General features: G+C 44.1%; 17 protein-coding genes. 15 read left to right on the top strand and 2 right to left on the bottom strand.

What is annotated here, in order from left to right; all coding sequences use genetic code 11:
• Window positions 1-98 precede the first annotated feature (98 nt).
• Window positions 99-1,337, top strand: coding sequence for a serine hydroxymethyltransferase (gene glyA / locus BO18_RS01885; RefSeq protein ID WP_034443106.1), 1,239 nt, complete (start codon window positions 99-101; stop codon window positions 1,335-1,337).
• 717 nt (window positions 1,338-2,054) lie between these two features.
• Here glyA and BO18_RS01880 read toward each other — a convergent pair.
• Together BO18_RS01880 and BO18_RS32295 are read right to left on the bottom strand one after the other, a co-directional pair.
• Window positions 2,055-3,350 carry a sensor histidine kinase gene (locus BO18_RS01880; protein ID WP_034443103.1) on the bottom strand — a complete coding sequence of 432 codons (1,296 nt, stop codon included), beginning with the start codon at window positions 3,348-3,350 and terminating at the stop codon, window positions 2,055-2,057.
• Window positions 3,347-3,925, bottom strand: coding sequence for a helix-turn-helix domain-containing protein (locus BO18_RS32295; RefSeq protein ID WP_185752319.1), 579 nt, complete (start codon window positions 3,923-3,925; stop codon window positions 3,347-3,349). Before BO18_RS32295 ends, BO18_RS01880 begins: the two co-directional genes overlap by 4 nt.
• A gap of 156 nt (window positions 3,926-4,081) precedes the next feature.
• On the opposite strand from BO18_RS32295, the gene BO18_RS01870 reads away from it, so the two are divergent.
• The 14 genes from BO18_RS01870 to BO18_RS01810 all read left to right on the top strand — a co-directional run.
• Window positions 4,082-5,935, top strand: coding sequence for a hypothetical protein (locus BO18_RS01870; protein WP_034443100.1), 1,854 nt, complete (start codon window positions 4,082-4,084; stop codon window positions 5,933-5,935).
• A 12-nt stretch (window positions 5,936-5,947) separates the two neighbouring features.
• Window positions 5,948-6,793, top strand: coding sequence for a hypothetical protein (locus tag BO18_RS01865; RefSeq protein WP_034443097.1), 846 nt, complete (start codon window positions 5,948-5,950; stop codon window positions 6,791-6,793).
• Window positions 6,794-6,817: 24 nt separating this feature from the next.
• Window positions 6,818-9,265 carry a hypothetical protein gene (locus tag BO18_RS01860; RefSeq protein WP_034443095.1) on the top strand — a complete coding sequence of 816 codons (2,448 nt, stop codon included), beginning with the start codon at window positions 6,818-6,820 and terminating at the stop codon, window positions 9,263-9,265.
• Window positions 9,266-9,284: 19 nt separating this feature from the next.
• Window positions 9,285-10,526 carry a hypothetical protein gene (locus BO18_RS32290; protein WP_051688435.1) on the top strand — a complete coding sequence of 414 codons (1,242 nt, stop codon included), beginning with the start codon at window positions 9,285-9,287 and terminating at the stop codon, window positions 10,524-10,526.
• Window positions 10,513-12,600 carry a TolC family protein gene (locus BO18_RS01850; RefSeq protein WP_034443092.1) on the top strand — a complete coding sequence of 696 codons (2,088 nt, stop codon included), beginning with the start codon at window positions 10,513-10,515 and terminating at the stop codon, window positions 12,598-12,600. The genes BO18_RS32290 and BO18_RS01850 overlap by 14 nt, the downstream gene beginning before the upstream one ends.
• Window positions 12,597-15,323: a hypothetical protein gene (locus BO18_RS01845; RefSeq protein WP_034443089.1), complete on the top strand. Its 2,727-nt coding sequence runs from the start codon at window positions 12,597-12,599 to the stop codon at window positions 15,321-15,323. The genes BO18_RS01850 and BO18_RS01845 overlap by 4 nt, the downstream gene beginning before the upstream one ends.
• Before the next feature lie 13 nt (window positions 15,324-15,336).
• Complete coding sequence (locus BO18_RS01840) at window positions 15,337-15,927, top strand: DUF4255 domain-containing protein (protein ID WP_034443087.1); 591 nt, start codon at window positions 15,337-15,339, stop codon at window positions 15,925-15,927.
• 8 nt (window positions 15,928-15,935) lie between these two features.
• Complete coding sequence (locus BO18_RS01835; RefSeq protein WP_034443085.1) at window positions 15,936-16,805, top strand: hypothetical protein; 870 nt, start codon at window positions 15,936-15,938, stop codon at window positions 16,803-16,805.
• Window positions 16,738-17,124 carry a DUF4280 domain-containing protein gene (locus BO18_RS01830; protein ID WP_051688434.1) on the top strand — a complete coding sequence of 129 codons (387 nt, stop codon included), beginning with the start codon at window positions 16,738-16,740 and terminating at the stop codon, window positions 17,122-17,124. The genes BO18_RS01835 and BO18_RS01830 overlap by 68 nt, the downstream gene beginning before the upstream one ends.
• Before the next feature lie 29 nt (window positions 17,125-17,153).
• Complete coding sequence (locus tag BO18_RS01825; RefSeq protein WP_034443082.1) at window positions 17,154-18,854, top strand: phage tail sheath family protein; 1,701 nt, start codon at window positions 17,154-17,156, stop codon at window positions 18,852-18,854.
• A gap of 35 nt (window positions 18,855-18,889) precedes the next feature.
• The gene (locus BO18_RS01820) at window positions 18,890-19,390 is read left to right on the top strand and encodes a phage tail protein (RefSeq protein ID WP_034443079.1); all 501 of its coding nucleotides are present in this window, start codon (window positions 18,890-18,892) and stop codon (window positions 19,388-19,390) included.
• Window positions 19,391-19,586: 196 nt separating this feature from the next.
• Window positions 19,587-19,949: a hypothetical protein gene (locus tag BO18_RS01815; protein WP_034443077.1), complete on the top strand. Its 363-nt coding sequence runs from the start codon at window positions 19,587-19,589 to the stop codon at window positions 19,947-19,949.
• Window positions 19,892-20,149 (top strand): DUF6760 family protein, encoded by a 258-nt coding sequence (locus BO18_RS34660; RefSeq protein ID WP_330379371.1) that lies wholly within the window; start codon window positions 19,892-19,894, stop codon window positions 20,147-20,149. The genes BO18_RS01815 and BO18_RS34660 overlap by 58 nt, the downstream gene beginning before the upstream one ends.
• Window positions 20,150-20,177: 28 nt before the next feature.
• A partial coding sequence (locus BO18_RS01810; RefSeq protein WP_034443076.1) for a hypothetical protein occupies window positions 20,178-21,416 on the top strand: 1,239 nt, incomplete at its 3' end.

The raw sequence follows: 21,416 nt of genomic DNA, 5'->3' as shown, positions 1-21,416 counted from the left end.
AGAAATTTAAAGGAGAGTATGATACTATAACCCCAATGTTGCTTTAACACATTAAATTGTGAAATGCGAAAAAGGTTTGTTGATCAGGAGGATGGGAAATGTATTCTTTAGAAGAAGTCAGGAAAGTTGACCCGGAAATTGCTTCCCTTATTGAGGAAGAGGTAGCTCGTCAGAACGACCACATCGAGCTCATTGCATCAGAGAACTGGACCAGCAAGGCAGTTATGTCTGCAATGGGAAGTCCACTCACCAACAAGTATGCAGAGGGCCTTCCGGGTAAAAGATATTACGGCGGTTGCTACGTAGTAGACAAGGTAGAGAACATTGCAAGAGACAGGGCAAAAGAGCTTTTCCACTGCGACTACGCTAACGTTCAGCCACATTCAGGCGCTCAGGCAAATCTTGCAGTACAGTTTGCACTTCTTCAGCCCGGAGATACTATCATGGGTATGGATCTTGAGCAGGGCGGACATTTAACACACGGCAGTTCAGCCAACATCTCAGGTACATACTACAACATCGTTCCTTACGGTGTAGATGAGAACGGAATCCTTGATTATGACAATATGTTAAAGCTGGCAAAGGAGCATAAGCCTAAGCTCATCATTGCCGGAGCATCTGCTTACTGCAGAACCATCGACTTTGCGAAGTTCAGAGAAGCAGCTGATGCATGTGGCGCAGTTCTTATGGTAGATATGGCTCATATCGCAGGTCTTGTAGCAGCAGGCCTTCACCCAAGCCCATTCCCATATGCAGATGTTGTAACCACAACAACTCACAAGACCCTTCGCGGACCAAGAGGAGGACTTATCCTCTGGAATCAGGCAGCTCAGGATAAGTACAAGTTCAATAAGGCAGTATTCCCTGGAATACAGGGTGGCCCTTTGGAGCACGTTGTTGCAGCTAAGGCTATCTGCTTTAAGGAAGCTCTTTCTCCTGACTTCAAGGTATATGCCCAGAACATCGTTGACAATGCAAAGGCTCTTTGCGAAGGACTTATGAACCGTGGCATCAAGATCGTATCCGGCGGAACAGACAACCACCTGATGCTGATCGACCTTACAAACTTCGGTCTTACAGGAAAAGAAGTAGAGGCATGGCTTGACGATGCTCACATCACAGCCAACAAGAACACCATTCCTAACGAGCAGCAGTCTCCATTCGTAACCAGTGGAATCCGTCTTGGAACACCTGCTGTTACTACAAGAGGCATGAACACTGAGGATATGGACAAGATCGCTGAGGCTATCGCCATCGTTATCAAGAACAAGGGTGAGAAGAACGACGAAGCTCGCGCCATCATAAAAGAGCTTACAGATAAGTATCCACTTGATTGATTTTTTGAAACAATTTAATAAATTGGGAATTATTATGGGGCTGTCCTAACTGTGACAGCCCCTATTTTACTGGAAAAATAATTGCCGTAATTGTGTGAAATGAATATACAATTAGAATAAATAACAGAAAATAATACAATTATGACACTATAATCAAAATAATTAATTATTTTTTTAAAAATGTATTGACAAATTATATGGCCATGAATATAATGAAAACATCAAGAGATACTTATAAGATATCCAATTACTTCTCCAGTCGGTATATAGAACAAACAGAGCCGGGGAGAAAGAAAGGCAGGTACACTCCAAAGGGATAGGTAATTAAAATATTCAGGGAAAGGATGGTACGGACCACCAGCATACTAAATTTTTAGATTTATAAAGAAAAGTATTAAAAGAAGTAATTAAGTTCTAAGTTCAAAAGAAAGAGAAAGAAAAGAAATACAGATCGAATAACGAAGATCTGAATATTACGAAGTTAGAAAGAATTACGAAACAGAACGACAGCACTTCCGGTACATGATCAAAGTGGTTATGACAATATCAACAACTTGCAACCACAGCATCTGAATGCAAAAGGTGAATGGAAAGATGAGGCTGAGAATTGGAGGTAGGTCCCTTGGACGGAATAGTAATAGAATTTGATGAGTACTCGGCATAAGGGCAGAAGCAGGTAATGTGGATGAAGCTTCTGCCCTAATTGTTTGTCTTTTTTTAGTTTGCCTTATCGATATTAGCCGGAATAAATATAGTAGCCTTTGTGCCGCCCTGATCACCTTTGGCAATGGTAAGTGTTCCGTTGCAGATGGACCCTAGGCGGTATCTTACGTTCTTAAGGCCAATATGGCCTTTCTGGTCAGTTGAAGGCGCGGATTCATCGTAGCCCGGACCATTATCCTCAACAACAATATAATAACCTCTCGGATTCTTGAAGGTCTTTATGAGAAGATGCATGGGATTAAGCTCAGGATCCACTCCGTGCTTAACAGCATTTTCCACTATTGGCTGAAGAGTCAGAGGTGGAAGAGCAAAGCTATGACAGGTTATGTCGTAGTCCACAAACAGGAGCTTCTCATATCTGACTTTTTCTACTGCAAGATATGCCTTTGTATGCTCGAGCTCCTGATCAAAATCTATGAGACCCTCCTGGGCAACAAGAGTGAAATTCTGCCTCAGGTATGAAGTGAAATTCTCGATGGTGTCCTGGGCTTTGGCAGGATCTGATCCGATGATGTAGTAGATACTGGTCAGGGTATTGAAAATGAAATGTGGCCTCATCTGCAAAGTCATTATTGAGATCTGCTGTCTTGCAACTTTTTCAGTCTCTTTTTCAAATTTCTCTTTCTGATCCTGAATCTGATAGAGCAGCATTAAATAGCCGCAAAGTGCGCTTCCCAAAAGGATCACAGGAATATGCTCATAGATCATCTGAAGCCCTGCGCATGCAATGGGAATCAGAGAGCTGCATGCAAAGATCCATAGCTCTTTTCCGGAAAGGAGCTTTTTCTTATTAATAACGGCAATGAAGTTCACCAAAGATATGAGCAGGATCGGAACAAGAAGGGCAGGGTAGAGCGCACCCCTATCAAAGTGATTATTTGAGTCTACTGAATAGAAAAGTATCGTAAACTGGGCCATTGCAAGCAGAAGCACATAAGCAGACCACAGACCTATTGATATAGGAAGATACAGCTCAGATTTTTCTTCGTTCTTGAAGTGAGTCACAAGAAATAGTGTAAACAGCAAAGGTGTAACGGAGGACAGGAGATATTCCAAAAACAATGCCCCCATGGAAAAGAGCCTTAAGCCCTCAGGCGGTAATCCCAAAAGAATCCCGGTTGTAAGCCCGAACGCTCCGTATAAAATAAGAGCTATATAGTAGTATTTGAAAAATCTTTTGAACCTTGCAGAGGTTCTGTGCATGAACAGGGAAAAGGTCAGCCCTGTTATACCCATAACTATTCCGCATACTGATATTGCTATTCCAAAGATTGCCATAAAAATTGTCATTGTACTGATACCTTCTCCAAAACTTTCTTGGCTGAATCAACTTTAAGTGGCTTAAGAATAAAGGATACTGCCTCTGTGTCCCAGGCGCTTAAAGCATAGTCCGGGAAACTGGTCAGAAAGATAAGCTTAGTTTTGGGACTTATTTCGTGTAGGGTCTCGCTTAGCTTAAGTCCGCTGTTGGTTCCTATCTCGATGTCAAGAAAGGCCACAGAAACAGATTCGGCATTCTGTTTTACAAAGGCGATAGCGTCAGATATCCTGCTAAAGCCTCTTATCTCTGAGTTGGGGGCTACCGTTAGAAGAACGGACATTGCACCCTTTAACGCTATCTCCTCATCATCAACCACTATGATGATATCCCTTCCGGTATTCGGAGAAGCGGTTAAAAGAGCTGACACCTCAGTCTCTAAGATTTCCGCAAGAAGTCCAAGATCCGAATAGGAAGGTGTTCTGTCTCCGTTTTCCCAGTGAGCTATGGTAGAACGATCTACATTCATTCTTTCAGCCAGCTCTCTTTGGGATATTCCCTGCATTTGCCTGTAATATTTTAGATTTTCTGTAAACGATTTTTCCAAAACTTTTACCCTTTTTATAAAATTTTTATAAAATGTTACACAACGTCACCCACTAGGTACACATTCACCCTTATACTTATTATAGACGCTATTCTGATAAAATTGGAATAAATATAATTTCATATTTTATTTTCATACTTTACAGGGGGTATCAAAATGGCCAGCAGTCAGGTTTATCCATTCGAGAGAAATCGCTACTATCCAGGGAAAATGCTTACTACAGCAGATTTCCAAGCAGAGCAGAGCTACCACATCAACAAGTTGCGCTTCATGAATTCACTCATGTATGGAGCTGGTATTGTGTGCGGATGTGGAGTTGTCAATCTGGATGATCTGTCAATCCTCATTGAAAGTGGTGTAGCGATTGATGGAAGCGGAAGGGAGATCATAATTGATTCTTCCTTAGTTAAAAAGCTTTCTGCAATTGAGGGCTTTGATCAGCTTACAAGCGACAAAGTCTGTCTTTGCGTCCGTTTCAAGGAGACGGATATACATTCTGTATATGCCGTAAGTCACAAGGAATCCGACCAGGAATATGAGTTTAACCGTATAAGCGAAGGCTTTGAGGTGTTCCTGGTAGACAAAGAAGAATATGATGAAGGCTTCGAGCTGGAAACTGAATTCATTCAGAGGGAGACACTCTTTAGAGGCGCAAACTTTGAAGGAACTCTTGTAATGCCTACAACTGTCTGCAAGGGAAGAAATGTAAAGGCTAAGGTTGAGATCAGAAAGATCGGAACTGAAGACGTTAAGCTTTCCTATCAGGGCATCCTTGATATACCCGGATTCTCAGCTCCTGACGGTTCTCAGCAGATTGAGATCGCAATTGATGATATCCAGCTGGATACAGATGGAATTTATGAAAAAGACCTGTGGATGAAGGTCCAGAATCAGGCCGGAATAGAGTCTAATATTATCCTTAGAAGTGGATCAGCTTCAGGATTTGAGGATGACAAGGCTATTTCAGTTGAAAGCAGCTTTGCTCTTAAGGTGCGCTTATCAGAAGAATCTCCTACATCACTTATCAGACGTGAGACAGGAAAACTCTCACTGGAGATGAGACAGGCAGTTAACGAGCAGTCCATTAAGCTTGCCGACATCGACCTGATGAGAACAGACAGCGCCTACGTTATTGAGAATGTAAAAGAAGTTAAGAAGAACCCTTACATTGAGCTTCCCGGCCAGAATGGCATCAAGAATGAATATATGGAATTCTTCCACAAGGAAGCTGATATTGAGGATAAGAAGGGTGACGCAGCAGTGAGAGCTGATGCAGCTCCAATTGTTGAGCCTACCTACGCAGAACTTAAGAATGTAGCAACAGGCGTTCTTGAAATCCCTCTTGGAAGAGATGCAAGAACCGGTGATATCAGATATTCAGGTGAGATCACCCATGGTCTTGGTTCCGGAAATGTATATGTATCCATCGGCTATGAGTATCTTTCACAGGACCAGGCCCTTGGAGCAAGTGCAAAGAGTACTGTTTACGGTAATCCTGAGCTGTTCTCAAGACAGGCACAGCAGCTGGTTGATGCAGAGACAGCAGTTAGAGTTTTGAACGACAAGGGAAGCTTTGTTGTAGCAGCAAGACTTCTTCGTGACGTTGACTTCCTGGTACTTACCTACAGATGGGTAGCTATCAAGTTCCCTTCAGGAGAGGAACTGGAAGCAGCAGATTACTACGGCAAGTCAATTACAGCCAAGACTCCTACCGTTGTTATGAGACCGAGAGAGAACTACTACTTCGGTGTGCAGTTTAACAACATGGATGCCTGCAGCATAACCTACGAGCTTACAGCTCCCGGAAGTGGCGAAGTCACCACGGATGGTGTTTACACAGCTCCTTCCAAGGAAGGTGTATATGAGATCCGTATTTACTGCTCAGATATGCCTATGGTTTGCACTTATGCTTATGCAATCGTTAAGTCTACTGCAACATCAGAAGATGCAGGAAGCATAGAAGAACAGGAAAAGGAACCTATCGTTAAGATGCCGGAAATCAACCTTTGAGAGGATTAGTAAATGATCTACGAATCCGACAAAATGCAGCTTCTGCCGGTTGCTACCAAAAGTATAGGAGAGGTCAATGACTGCTATATCTGCAGAGACCTGGCTTCTTCAGGGGGAATATTATACACGGTAATAGTAGTTCATCAGCACGAGGTGGTTCGAAAGGTCTTAGAGCTTTTTAAGCTTTCGAACAGGCGCGGGGAAGAGAGCCTTGTTGATGATTTTGCAGTAGCCGACAAGCATGTTTTGGTTTTCCCTTATCACAAGGAAAGACCTTTAGCCGATTTTTATGAGGGGGAGTCTCTGACACTTTCTCAGTGTGAAGATATATGCATAAATGTAATTCTTTCATGCATAACGTCAGACCTCCCATATCCAATTTTATATTTGCTCCTTAACAGGGGAATGCTGAATCTGTCTAATGATGGTTCGGTCTTTTTGGGGTATGAAATGGACCTTAAGGATCTGGATCCAAATATCAGCGAGGCTGAGTGTACAGATATCTGTGCAAAGATCCTATTAGAGCTCCTTAGACCAAAGTCAGGACAGAAAGCTACCAGCTTTTATCTTCTTGATAAGAAGATCGCAAATGGCAGTTATCACAGATTCACAGACCTTTACAGGGACATCACAATTGCCGCGGTTACCAAGAAAAAGATCACACCATGGTTTTTGATCAAGCTGTGGATCAAAAGAAATGCAGACGCAATCATAGGTGTTCTTTTCTGGATAAGCCTGATACTGGCAGTGTTTGCACTAAGTATCATATTATCAAGATTCTTATTTGGAGGTAATTCCTGGTTCAGACTCTTATTTAACACCTTTAAGCAGATTGGAACGGAAAGTTTGTTGCAGTAGAAGTAGAGCAGGGGGCTTTAGAAGATGGCTCAGATGAGTTTACAAAGAAGAATAACCATTATTCTATACATACTTAGTTTTACCATTTCTCTGTTTATTTTTTCTGTTCTGATGAACAGGGTATCCATAAATATTGAGTGCACCAGCTATTCTCAGTACGTAGTAGATGGCAGCGATATCTATTACGGTCAGAATATTAAGGGCCAGGGAATCCTGTTTAAGATGAACAGCAAGGGAAATGTGTCACGCATGTTTACCTCCAAGAGCCTTGGGGATACAAGAATCATCGGACTATCCGTGTATGAAGGAAATGTATATGCAGTTCTCTCAGGTTTTGCTGAGGTGAAAAACGCAAAGAGCAATGATGAAGATGCCATAGTAAGCGTTCCTACTTACAGGATCATAAAGCTGGATACAAAGCTGAACCTTCTTTCCACCACCAATAAGTTCGCCAGTCAGGAAGAAGAAGTACTTGGAGGCTTTTCAGCAGAGGGAACTGGTCTTTTCATGACCCTTCTTGCTAAGGATGGAAGCTATGTGAAGGTTAACTGTATAGCCTATGATGAGCTGAGAGACCCGGATGCAACCAATGATGACAACGTTAAGGCTGAGATGGTTCGTTCAAAGACAGCCAGCAACGGAAGATTCTACTCAGATGCTCTTTATAAGGAAGGCCAGCTTTACCTTCGTTCCGATGCAGATGAACCCACCGGAGTTTTCAAGGTGGATTCCTATATCAAGTCTCTGGTTACAGATATGAAGCTCACAGTGGGACAGCTCTTTACACTGTACTCCACATACATTATCTGGTACATTGCCTGCCTTCTTATCTGGTTCATCCTTCTTTACTGGATCATCAGGGTATTTGAGAACAGGGACAGATCTTTTTACTACCTGCTCATTGCTGAGGGACTGCTACTTGTTATCACTATTGGTGGAGTCGTTACAATAGCTGAGCACTACTTTAATTCAAGAGCTACGGAGCACTCAAGATTTGCATCCATTTCCCTTATTGGACTTGCTGATGAAGCAGGGTTAAGTGGAAACACTGATTATTCAGATTCGTCATTCTACGATTCTGAAACATATATGGAAGCAAAGAACGTTATGTGCGAATTTGCACGTCGTGAAGGAAATAATGACATTTTCTATGACGTATTCGTATATAGACTTAGAGATAATTTGATCTGCATGAGCAGCAGCGGAAGAAACCGTCAGAGCGGACCTGATGTTTACGGTCAGGATATTACAAATATCCCTACCAAGATCTTTAAGGGTCAGAAGTACACAGCCCAGGACCTGACAATTGAGGGGCAGGATTACAGAGCAGTTGCCATTACTGAAGGGGTTACGGTTCCGGAATATGCACTGGTTGGTATCATCAATTCCACAACTACAGATGGTTCGGTATTTGTTGATAACAGGGCAGTATTTCTTTTGTTCGTATTAGTGTTTGCACTGGCAAGCGCGCTTGTTGTCATTGTTTGGAGATTCCATATGGCAGACCTTGCAGTACTTGAGGATGCCCTTTCAATCACAGCCCTTGGAGGTGAACTTCCGAACAGACCGGTAACTCTTGGAAGAGATGTAAAAGACATGTGGGATTCCATTACGGAGATCCACAAGAGAATAGATGAGATAGAGTACATTAAGCTGCGAACCCTGGAAGTTTATTACAGATTTGCTCCTAAGAATGTGGAAAGACTCCTGGGCCTTAACTCCATCATGGAGGTTGAGGGCAGCGTCCAGACTCATCTCTATGGAACAGTAGCAGTTGTTTCACTTGACCTTGCCTTTGGTCAGAAGCTCAAGAGAGTGGATACAGTTATCGAAAGCATAGGAGAATTCCAAAAGGATCACCAGTGTATCGTTGTTGGAAAGGTTCCGGATCTGTCCGGATTCCAGATGCTCTTTGGAGATCAGGAAAAAGATACAGTCAGATTCTTTACGGATCTCTTCAACAGAAATATTAAGACTACTGATAAGAGCATTATCACCACAGTTCTTTATCAGGATGAATGTGACTTCGGAGTAATGGGAAATGAGGATGAGGCTACAACTTATCTTCACTCCAATGACCAGGATCTTATCCAGCGCATAAGCAAGTTTGTAACAGATAAGAAGCTTGGACTTATTATCACAGGCAGGGTAAGAGAGAGCGAAAACGTTCAGGGACCTTTGAGATTCATCGGCTACGCAGGACAGGCTGTTACAGGTGAGAATGTAAAGCTTTACGAAGTACTTGACGCATATCCTGCAAGAACAAGAAGTGAAAGACTCCAGACTCTGCAGAGGTACAACGAGGCTTTGGATGCCTTCTATGAGAAGGACTTCTACATCGCAAGGACCAAGTTCTCAGAGCTGCTTAAGGATACACCTGATGACAACCTGATCAAGTGGTACGTATTTGAAAGTGACAGATTCCTCAATGAGTTTGTAGAGGATGACAGCTACAAGATTCTTCACCTTTGATTTGTGAGAGGAAATATAGATGGGTAGTGGAAATGGCCTTCTTGGTATTCTGATTCAGACTATCAAGTCCAAAATGACCGGACTTGTTACCAAGTTTAAGCTCTACACCAACTGGAACTTCATAAAGACCAAGATAGTAGCAAGGATCCGTGATTTCTTTGCCGGACTACTTGGAGTTAAGCCTAGAAGTAAAGAGGATTACTTTACTGTCGGAAGGTGGATGATCTCGAAGAGGCTTATGTATGCCATCGTTATCATCGTAGGTGTTGTAAGTATCTGGTACATCACCACTGAGACCACCATCTTCAAGCGCTTTTCACAGGAAGGAATTCCTACTTATAAGTATAATTCCTTGAGACTTCGAACAGCCAAGGGCCACGTTAAGATCACCGGAAAGAGCGGATATCTTGCCTATGATGGCCAGGTTGAACAAGGGTATGTAACAGGAATGGGAACCCTTTATAACCCGGCTGGAAATGTGGTCTACACCGGAACCTTTGATCGGAACATGTACGAAGGAAATGGAGAGCAGAACTTCCCTGAGGGAAACACCCTCTATAAGGGAACCTTCCACGAGAATCTCTTTGAGGGCCAGGGAACTCTTTACAGAGAAGATGGCACAAGGGAGTACATAGGAGATTTCTCCAAGGGCAAGAAGAACGGTCAGGGAGTTCTTTATGACAGCGGTGAGAACGAGCTGTATTCTGGAAGTTTTGCCAGCGACTCGATTGTTTATAGTGAGCTTCTTGGAAAGAGCGTTACTGAGGTGGCTGACCACTACAAGGGCCATTCAGAACTCTACACAGCAAATCGCGAATCAGTGATCATCATGGATGGTATAGGAGCTCTGTATCATGCCCAGAGCGATACGGACGCCCTTGATGACGACGAGAAGGTAGATTCCGTATATGTTCTTACAGATGCCTTTAAGATCGGTAATGAAGCAGTAGACACACTGGAAGGACTTTCAGAGATCTTTGGAGATCCTGTATATCAGGGTAATTCAGGAGTTATCCTTCCGGAAGCTATAGCTATAAATAAGCTCAATGAGAAAAGGCCAAGCAAAAAGGGATATATCTCAATGGACCTTGAGCAGACCTTTACAGATGTAGCTGAGGTAAAGAGCTACAGCAGAGATTATGTGGTTTACATCCACTCCTACAGAAGAGGAGACATCATCTATTCCTTCGTAAGTGAGGAAGAGGATGACAATACATTTGAGTTTTACTATGTAACAGGTGCTGAGGATGAGAGTGCTTAATTCTTTCGGGAAACTGAATCGGGCGAAAAGAGCTTTGGCGCTGACCATGACTGTAATCTGGACAGCCTCGCTTTTAATGCCGATAATCCCGGGATCTCAGGCTCAGGCAGCCGGAGCACTTCCGGTCCAAAAGACCCTTACCATGAAGGGCGCCAGAAGCCTGGCAATAGAAAACTCAGACGCCTATGACAGTGCTGAGACAGCAGTAGAATCCAAAAAAGCTAATTATGAATCAGCAGTAAAGGCCATCAATCTTAAAGAAAAATCCATGAAGCAGTTCAGATGGTCGCCGCTTCTAAGCTTTAAATTTCCGGAAACTCCTGATTTTTCAGAGGCTTCGGAATTCCAGTATAAGCCTGTAGCTCTGCAGTATGAGATAAGTGTAGCTGAGCACAAGCTGCAGGATAAGACCTTTGAGATATCAGAAAAGGTCAACAATCTCTTCGTTGAGATAGTAGTTCTTCAAAAGCAGATAGCTTTTAATGAATCCAGACTTACCACCTACGAGGAAGGACTTGCAAAGAATCAGGCAAAGCTCCATCTTGGTCAGGCCAATCAGGCAGATGTTGATAAGCTGGAAAAGAAGGTTGAATCCACCAAAAACAAGGTGGCTTCTGACAGAAGAACTCTCGAGGCAGACCTTAAGAAGATGACGGATATGATTAAGATCGACGTCACTACAGGCTATAATTTCCAGAAGCCCTTTGTTGAAGCAACTATTGACAGAGACAGCTTAGATGCTCTCATGAAGTACACGGAGGATAGGGACGAGGGTTACTACGAGGCCTGCACAGCTGAATCATCAGCCAGGGCAGAGCTCAACACAAATGCCAAGCTTATGAGAAATAAGTACGGCGGAGATTATAACAGGATTGCCTCCTACGTTAATACAGCACTTAATGGAGACTCAATCAACAAGAAAGCATTTAAAAAGGACTACAAGTCTTTCCTTGATAAGATCGACAGTTACTGGAATGGAAAGAAGAGAATTCTTTTCATAAAGATCCCAAGATTATGGTTCAAGGGAAACATGGATGGTACCAGATATATAGATGATGATCCATATGTTCTTTACCAGAACGTTCTGGACTATGCAAGTGCCTATAAAGATAAGGTTGCAGCAAAAAAAGATATAGACAGCAGTGTAGAGGAAGCCTTCAATAATTACATTTCTGTTCGTAATTCGTATAAACAATATCAGAAGGATGTTGATGAGGCAGAAGCGAATCTGAAAAAGGATGAGCTCAGGAACAGATTGGGACAGCTTTCCTTTGATGAATATGACTCAGAGATGGACAGCTTTGAAGAACTTCAAAACAGCATGCTGGATGCAATGAAGCTCTATACCACAACACTTTACACCTTTGACAGACTTACCTGCGGCGGAATAAGCGCCATTTTAGCTGGAACAGATGCAGATATGCAGACAGCAGTTGTTGGTGAGAGCTATGTTGAGAAAAACACCGCAGATGCGCAGTACACATTAAAGCCTATTATTCAGAACCAGGAATTTGAACTTACCATAATCATTCCTGATGATTTTGAGATCGAGATATCGGATTACGAGCTTTGGGTCAACAACGTTCAGGTTGGAGACAGGCTTCCGGTAGACAAGAAGCTAAGGCATCTGATGCTATCCTTCGACACCGTCAGTGAGGCAAAGATAAGAATCTACAACGGAGAGGAATTCATAGATGACTGTATCATTGATCCGACTGTAGAATCCGGACCACTGACTATCACAACCGGTTATGACATCAAGCGAAGGGATCCAAACCAGATTGGAACCTATGAGATTACAGTGAATGAAACCACCGGCCTTGTGGAGATCAAGTTCAAGATGGATGAGGACAAGGAAGACATCAAGTCCTTCAAAGTTCTCACACAGGAAGGCAAGGCTCTTGGAGGAGATAAGGTCATAGAGATCGACAAGTCCCTCAAGTATATCTCAATAGTAAAACAGTCTCTGGATGATCTAAAGATAGAGTTCTACGATTCCGGGGAATCAGTTTTATACAAGGCAAGGTTTGATACGGCAAATGGTGCTGTTTTGAAAGAGGATGATAGTGAATGAAAAGCAGTTTCAGATTACCGGACAAGTTAATAAAAAGAGCTGTTTCCATAGTTCTGGTAGCAGTGCTGCTGGCTGTGGTATTTGGAAGGAGCTTTGATTCCGAGGCGATATTTGACCCGGATAAAGCCATAACCTACCAAAATTTTGCAGCTAAGGTTTCCGTTGAGGACTCAGTTCTTTTCATAGGAACCTATGTTATCCATAAGGATGCCCTTACGGATCAGCTCTATGAAAAGGCTAAGGACTCCGCTTCTGAATCAGGTCAGAACGAAGTCTACTATAAGTCAGAGCTCTCTGACGGACAGTGGTTCAACGTTGGTGATATCGAGAACGGCGTTAAGGGTATTTCAGAGGATGGAAGACCGGAGAATGTTGAAACCATCAATCCTTTGTATGTTACCTACTACGTTGGTTCCGACGGAATCCTCCGGGATGCCAAGACCATGGCAGCCATGAATCCTTTCGATATACCGGACCCATACGACCTGTCAGGTCTGCCTGAACTGGAACCCATAAGAACCCAGTACACCCAGTCCCAGTCAGCTACCAGTATTTCACAGAGTGATTATCTGGATGCTAAGGGATCGAAGGATTCAGGAAACCTTCGAAGCGATGTATACACCTATCAGCTTCTTAGCACTTTCTTTTCACTGAATCTGAGGGATGCCCAGACAGATAAGTGCGATCAGCAGCTCCAGGGTCTTAACACTATTTACATAGCATACAAGGCTGATGGAAAAGAGGAAGAAGCCAAGCTTGTTTACGACCTTATGGAAAAGGTAGATGCCACCAGAAGAGCCCTGATCATGGAGAGGCTGGCAGAGCTGGATGATAATCTTTTGAATACTCTGTACACCTTAACTTCAGGAAGCTACTACACTCCATACGGTTCATTTAAGGATTCCAGCAGTGAGAGTAATGCTTCCATTGGAGCTCCTTACAACAAGGAACTTAAGGACTCCTTAAAGCATGACTTTACAGGCTTTAATACAGCTGATCCATTTATCCTAAGTTTCCTTCGTTCCCTTGGAATTGTAAGTTCCTCATCAGGCTGGTGGACAGTACTTGATGATTACGACAGCGATGAGCAGAAAAGAGCTGAGGAAGCCAATTCAGATAACGATGATTACGTGTACGATAAGACCCCTAAGGAGAAGCCCTTTAATGCAGATTCAGCTCTTCTGGACGCGATAGGAACATCGATTTCCAACTGTTCAGATAGTTATACAAAGTACCTTTCAAAGGCATTAGTTGATACAGATGATATTTTAGGACATGCGATCTACGACTATTCATCTCAGGTAATAGACCAGAGCACTGGTGGATCTCTTGGAGGTCCTGTTGATTACCTTAAGCATGCCACCAATATCAGGGACAACAATATCAGTGATAAGGCCGGTGAGCTTAGTCTTCTAAAGAGCAGTCTCCTTAATCTGGCAAGTAACAAGTACTCAGCTTCAGCAACAGCAGGAACCGGTGGAGATTACGGGTCACTTGCTTCAGCAGGAGCAAAGACCAGTTACTTAGAGGACCGGAAGGGAGTAGAGGAAGCAGACAGATCAATGCTTCAGTTCCTGATAGAAGCCATGAGGCAGAGGGATGAAGCAGAAAATGCTCTTGAGTATGTCTACCAGAGAATTGACTGGACAGAGAACCTTCTGACTACAATTCCGGGAGATGATTATAAGACCTATTCCACATCTTCAGTTCAGGCCCATCTGGCATGGCTGAAGGAAGAGGCCCAGAAGATCATAGATTCAGATGCGAACCTGAGATCCAAGCTGGATGCCTTAAAGGCCAAGAAAGCAGAACTCCAGAAAAAGAGAGATGCCTGCCTCGATAATAACGACCTGGCAGGAGCCAAGGCCTACGATGCCAAGATTGCTGCAGTGGATCAGGACATCAACAAGGAGACCGGCGGTAAAGGCGATGCCGGAAATATGGCAGACAAACTTGTAAACAAGGCAATGAGTGCTCTTGCAGATAACGCAAATGCCGATCTTGCAGGTGTTGCAGCAGCTCTTGCAGAGGTTGGAGATAAGGATGCAGTAGATGCACTGGCTGACAAGGCCAAGGAAAGTGGAGCTTCAGCAGATACCCTGGCTGGCATAAATGATGCTAACGGCGATGGGGATGGTTCCGGTGATGGAAGCGGAGAGAAGGATGCGGATGCACTTTTAGCCCAGCTGGAATCTCTTTTTGGAAAGAGTCTTGATGAGATGAGTGACGACGAGCTGGCAATAGCCGGAGCAACCTTCTCCAAGCTTTCAAGGTCCGGTATCACACCTGCTGATTCACTTACAAAGATGGTAGTAAATAAGCTGGTTGACACCAACAACAAGTACAACTACAGGCAGTACGACGGCAGTAAGACAGAAGAATTTATCAGTCTTGATACCTTATCTGACTGCACGGCTTACAGATACTTTTATGATGATTCCAAGGCAACCGGTACCATGACCAAGGGTTCAAACGTATATATCTTTAAGCGCGGAAGTGATGAGATGCATAAACAGACTCCATCTTCAGATGCAGAACAGATGGATGAGAAGATTGTTTACAGCGGAACACTTTTCATAGGTGAGGATGATGCCAAGGATTACTTCAAGTGCATCACAGAATACGCCAACAATACCGATTATGCAATCTGTCTCACATCACCGATGCAGACAAAGGTTGATAAGTACACAGAAACACTTACAGAATTCTTCAAGGACGAATAAAGGGGTTATTTAGATGGCTGATTATCCTATTATTTCGGATGTAAGTTCATATATCGTAAAAACTCTGAGGGAAAAGATGTGTCCTGAACCAATCCCTTCCCCAAACAACATCGAGATATCATCACCATCATCTCAGGATGTTGACTACCTGGTTGGACTTTACCTTTACGACATCAAAGAGGATGTGGAGGTTACCACCAACAGGTACATTCAAAAGGGTAAGGCACAGATAACCAAACCGCCAAGACCATATGCTCTGTACTATATGGTCTTCATCAACGGATCCGGCCAGATGGGCCTTAAGGATTCGGATATGCAAAAGATAGTCGGGAAGATAGCGCAGATCGTAAACGATAACAGTTCGGTCCTTCCCAATCAGCTACAAACCTGGCTCGACACGCAGGAACCTCCCATAGTACTGTCTCAGGCGAAGATAAGTCTGGAGGAGAAGGTAAGGGTGTGGCAGGCGATCAATAAGCCTTATCAGCTTAGCCTGTTCTACAAGGCGGCACCCGTTTACCTGTCAAGTGGTGAGACTATTGATACACCACGTGTAACAGATGCGACGTTCGAACTTGGTATTACCGGCGAAGAAAGGGGGTAGAGAATTAAGTGACAACTGTGATTACAGCGAAATTATCACTGGCTGTAAGGCTCCTTGATACCACTAATGGAAAAGAAATCTCGGAGCCGGATGTCCGTTTCGCCATCAATGGGTTAAGTACAACTCCCATGAAGAAAGGCGAAGGGGTCTACGTATTCGTAAACATCGGCAGAGAAGACTTTCTCATGCAGGTTAATGTTCGCGGATTCGACCAGACGGATGTGAATGTGATGTATGAAAAGCTGGATCCCGGACTTCCCATGATTGATCTTTTCCTGATGCCATCAGAGAAAAATCGTCAGGGAGGGGAAGTGCTTGAAATTAACGGAACCCTTTCGGATCTGGAGTATATCGAAGCGATCAACTTAGATCGTCCGGTATGTTATTTCCAAAGTGATGCCAGCAAGAAGACGGATTACAAGATCAATCTTCTTCCGCTGACAGCAGGAGGTGGTGTAGTACTTGATACTATCAGGTACGCCTTAATGGATGAAGCAGAAGAGCGCTACGACTCCTTCACCGTAAAGGATCAGAAAGCACCACTAAGTGTCAGTTTGACGGAGCCCATTGCCAATGAGCACAAGTTAAACGACAAGATCTTTCGTATCATCTACGGAAGGGCCGGTCCTGATGGACGGTTTGTTTTGAAGGTCAGAGATGATAAGGCAGATCTTCCCCATCTCATTCATTTCAAGGTTGGAGATGAAGAGTATTTCAGGAAGGCAGACCTTCATGAACTGGCCGGAGAGACAGATCTGATGGAAGGAGCGGTTTCCGCAAACGCTTTGACCAGAAAGGAGGAAGAACAGGATGAGCGAACTAGTGACGGCGACGGGAACGTGCCTGTGCACGATGGGAACGGCACCGGCTCCCCTTAAAGTAACTAGTCAGGCTACAGTACTTGCATCCGGGAAACCCTGTGGAACCATACAGGACGCGCAAGGATTTGCAAATGTTGGCCCCTTTGGAATGTGTATGTCTCTGGCTAATCCCGCTGTTGCTTCTGCTACGGCAGCTGCACTGGGAGTGTTGACCCCCCAGCCTTGTACTCCGGTACCCGCCGGATGCTGGATTCCAACAAAGCCAAAGATTCTGATCGGCGGAAAACCCTGTCTTGCCAGTGATTGTAAGATGATGTGTGCCTATGCAGGCAGCATCTCAGTCACGTTCCCGGGTCAGGTCAAGGTAACGGCTTAAAAATAATGAAAAAGTGAGGTAGAAAGTATATGGCAGAGTATTTATCACCAGGCGTATACGTTGAAGAATATGATAATTCTCCACGAAGTATCGAAGGCGTTGGTACAAGTACAGCTGGCTTTATCGGACTTGCGGAGAAAGGCCCCATTGAAGGAGCACCACTTCTCGTAACCAGCATGAAGAGCTTTAAGCAGCAGTTTGGCGGCTTCCTTTCAGAGTTTGGCTACGGCGAGTACAGGTTCCTGGCTAACAGCGTAGAGCAGTTCTTTGATAACGGCGGAACAAGATGCTATGTAATGCGTGTTGCTCCCAGAGACGCAAAGCCTGCTTCAGCCAAGAAGGGCCTCATTAACGTAACCGCATCAAGCCCCGGAGCATGGGGAAATAAGATCCAGGTAATGCTTTCAACCAATAAGAAGAGAAAACTTCAGCTTATTGAGAAGACAGATGCCGGATTCATTGCAAAGAGTACAGAAGGCTTCAGAGAGGGCGATCTTGTAGAGTTCGAAGGAACCTTTACAACAATCAAGACAATCTTTGACAGAGAGATTTCTTTTGCAGATGATCTTCCAGATTCAGCAGTAGATACAGACATCGTTCCAAAGGCAGTTGTATATCTTGTAACAATGGATATGTCAGTTCGCTATGGCGATGATGTTGAGAACTACTCAGAGCTTTCTGTTAATACACAGTCTCCAAGATTCATCGGATCAAGACTTGCAAGCAGCGATATCATCAAGGTTGACTTCAATCCTCAGAAGACTCCGGGAAATCCTGTTGCAGACATCATCGGAGAGGACGTAACAGATGGTGTGTTCTTCCTTGATGGTGGATCAGACGGATCAGTTGCTAAGGTTGATCCTTCCACATACCTTGGTGAGGACAACGGCCCTGGCAAGCGTACAGGTCTTGAGGCATTTGTTGAGAACAACGTTGTCAGCATGCTGGCAATTCCCGGCATCACAATGCCTGAAGTAGTAGTTGGTCTTGTAGGCCACTGCGAGAGACTTAGAAGCCGCTTCGCAGTTCTGGATATGCCTAGAGAGATGTACAAGACAGCTGATCTTATCGGATACAGACAGATGGTTGATTCTACATACTGTGCTATGTATCATCCATGGATCCAGGTATTCGACAGATCTTCCAATAAGTCAGATTACATCCCGCCTTCAGGCGCTGTAATGGGCGTATATTCAAGAACAGATATCGACAGAGGTGTTCATAAGGCACCTGCTAACGAAGTTGTATTCTGTACAGGTCTTTCAGTTAACTATACCAAGGATGAGCAGGATATCCTTAACCCTGAAGGAATCAACCTTATCAGGACCCTTCCGGGACAGGGTATCAGGATCTGGGGCGCAAGAACCGCTTCCAGCAACTCCGCATTCAAGTATGTCAACGTTAGAAGACTCTTCATCTTCGTTGAGGAGAGTATCAAGGCAAATACCAACTGGGTTGTATTTGAGCCTAACGATCCTACATTGTGGCAGAGAGTTAATCTTACAATATCTAACTTCCTTGATGGACTTTGGAGAAACGGTATGCTGGCAGGCGAATCTGCAGCTGACAGCTACTTCGTAGAGATCGGACCTTCCACAATGACAAGGGACGACATCATGAACGGCAGACTTATCTGTAATATCGGTATAGCACCATCCCGTCCTGCTGAATTCGTAATCTTCAGAGTAACTCAGCATACTTCTGAAGCCGGCGGCGGAGGAGAGGAATAATACGGGACTAAACTAAAAGAAAGGAGTCATAGAATATGGCTACTGGAGCATATGATAACGGTAAAGGGTCATCATACCCCTTAACCAAAATGAACTTCCTGGTGACAGTTGATTCTATCGCAGGAACGGCAGCATTCTCAGAGGTTACAGGCATCGAGTCTACAGTTGATGTTATTGAATTCCGTCAGGGCAATTCAGGATCCCTTGCACCTGTAAAGGTTCCCGGACTTGTAAAGCACGGAAACGTTACTCTGAAGATGGGTTACATTGTATCAAGCCCATTCAAGACATGGGTAATGGAGTGTGTCAGCGAGATGCGTGGACAGATCCCTCGTCAGAACGTAACAATCGAGCTCATCGACATCAACTCCGGTGCGCCTAATGCAGCAGTTACATCCTCTGTTGGAGCAAGACAGTGGACACTGACAAACGCATGGGTAACCAAGTATACAGCTCCTGATCTGGACGCTAAGAACAGTGATATCGCAATTGAAACAGTAGAGATTGCATACGAGGAGCTTGTTATTCCAAATTAAACCCTGCGGCTTTAATTTGGTGCCGGGACAACATGAGAATTTGCTACGCAAATGGGTTGTCCCTCTCGTGTCACTTTGGCACGAAATTTGCAGCAGAGTGCAAATTTCTGCACTTTACTAGCTTTACGGTCACAGGAGCTGCGGCTCCTGTGACCAATAAAGCTAATAAAGAAAAATGAACATTTAGGAGGCGTGTATGGAAACAATTTATGAGTTCACATTACCTAAGGGCTATATGGATTCACAGGGGGAATTACACAGAAGAGGCAGAATGAGACTTGCAACTGCCGGAGATGAGATATCAGCTACCAGGGACCCCAGAGTTTTATCAAATCCCTCTTATCTGACAATAGTTATCCTGAGCAAGGTAGTAACAGAGCTTGAAGGTCTTGAATCTGTTACAGCAACCACAATAGAGCAGCTCTTCACAGCTGACCTGGCCTTCCTTCAGGATATGTATCAGAGGATAAATGATGTTGAAGCTCCTGTAATGCAGTGCATATGTCCCGATTGCGGAAGAACCTTCGAGGTGCCTCTAAATTTTACACAGGAGGGCTAAGGCTTTATCCCAAGGATGATCTCTACAGGGAGATGAGCTTTATTTCCTACTACTTCCACTGGCCTCAGGATGAAGTCCTAAATATGGACCATGCCACAAGGCGAAGGTGGTGCAGTGAGATATCCTCCATTAACAAGAGCCTTAATCCCTCTGACAAAAAGAAGGAAAAGAGCATTTTGGACATGAAGCCAAGCAGGTAGTTAAAAGGCTTCTAAGAAAGGCAAGTAGATGGCTAGAAAGTATATTACAACGAAAAATGGTTCAGTTGAATTTAAGGACGCCGGTGGCGCCTTTGATAGTGGCGAATCTCTAGTACTTGGAAATACTGACTTTGACGCTATTTATAATCCGGCGCCGGCCTTTAACTTCGTTCTGGAGGTTGAGGCTGTATACTTCCTGCCACTTAAGTCGGTAAGAGCATTTACCAAGGAAAATGAATACGAGTATATAAGAGAAGGCGGAGTAAACGACTATATCCACTTAAAGCGTAAGCCTATTTCCAAGCCCTTTACCTTCCAGATTGAAAGGTATGTGGGAACAGAGAGATTCCTTGATCCTTTGGCAAATGGAACAGAGCTTATACTTCCGCTTATTTTGTATGTATTCAGACATAAATCAATTCAGGGCTTTACATCCGGACCACCGGCAGGACCTGCCAGAATCTACACCTTCACAGGCTGTACGGTAATGAGTAAGGAGTACGGAGAATTGAACGCTGAGAGAAGCGGACTTCTTACTGAAACCACCACAATAGCCTACAGAGAGCTTATAGCCATCACCAATCCCTTCCAGTCAACCTCAGAGCTTGATGAGTGGACGGCAGAGAAGGATTCCAAGGGCAGACTTAAATATAAATATGCTGCAAGGAATCCTAATGATGACACATCAGCCAGCACCTATCAGTATGAGTGGGACAACAATGGCAGCATGAAGATGAAGGCCAGCATGACCACTCCGGTGAACAAGCCTATGTGGGACGGCCATGAAGCGAAGCCTAAGTATGCAAAAGAAGCTGCTCCTGATAAAGCGAATGCTACCTACGAGATGGGGGAAATTGAAGGTAAGCCTGCCATGAAACGAAAGGATACCTCAGATTTCAACAAGCCTCAGTATGATATTAAGACTGATAAAGAAAAGCAGAAGTATTCAAAGGTTGCCACTATCGATCAGAATGCCGGCGGAAAGATCTATGATCAGGTTCCGGGAAAAGACGGAAAACCGCATACAAAGAGGATTGACAAGGAAGACATCAACAAGCCTATGTGGGATGGCAGTAAGAAATACAAGACCCAGTGGGCATCCCAGGCAGCTCCTGATAAAGCCGACGCAACCTACACGGTCAAGGAGGAAAAGGGCGTAAGCACCGTCACCAGAAAAGATAACGGACAGTTTAACAGACCTCAGTACGAACTTGGCAAGGATAAAGAGAAGCAGAAATACTCACAGGTAGCCACTGTTGATAAGAAT

The sequence above is a fragment of the Butyrivibrio sp. AE2032 genome (assembly GCF_000702965.1).
The sequence above is the reverse complement of the archived record's forward strand: the minus strand, read 5'-3'. Positions and strand labels throughout refer to the sequence as shown.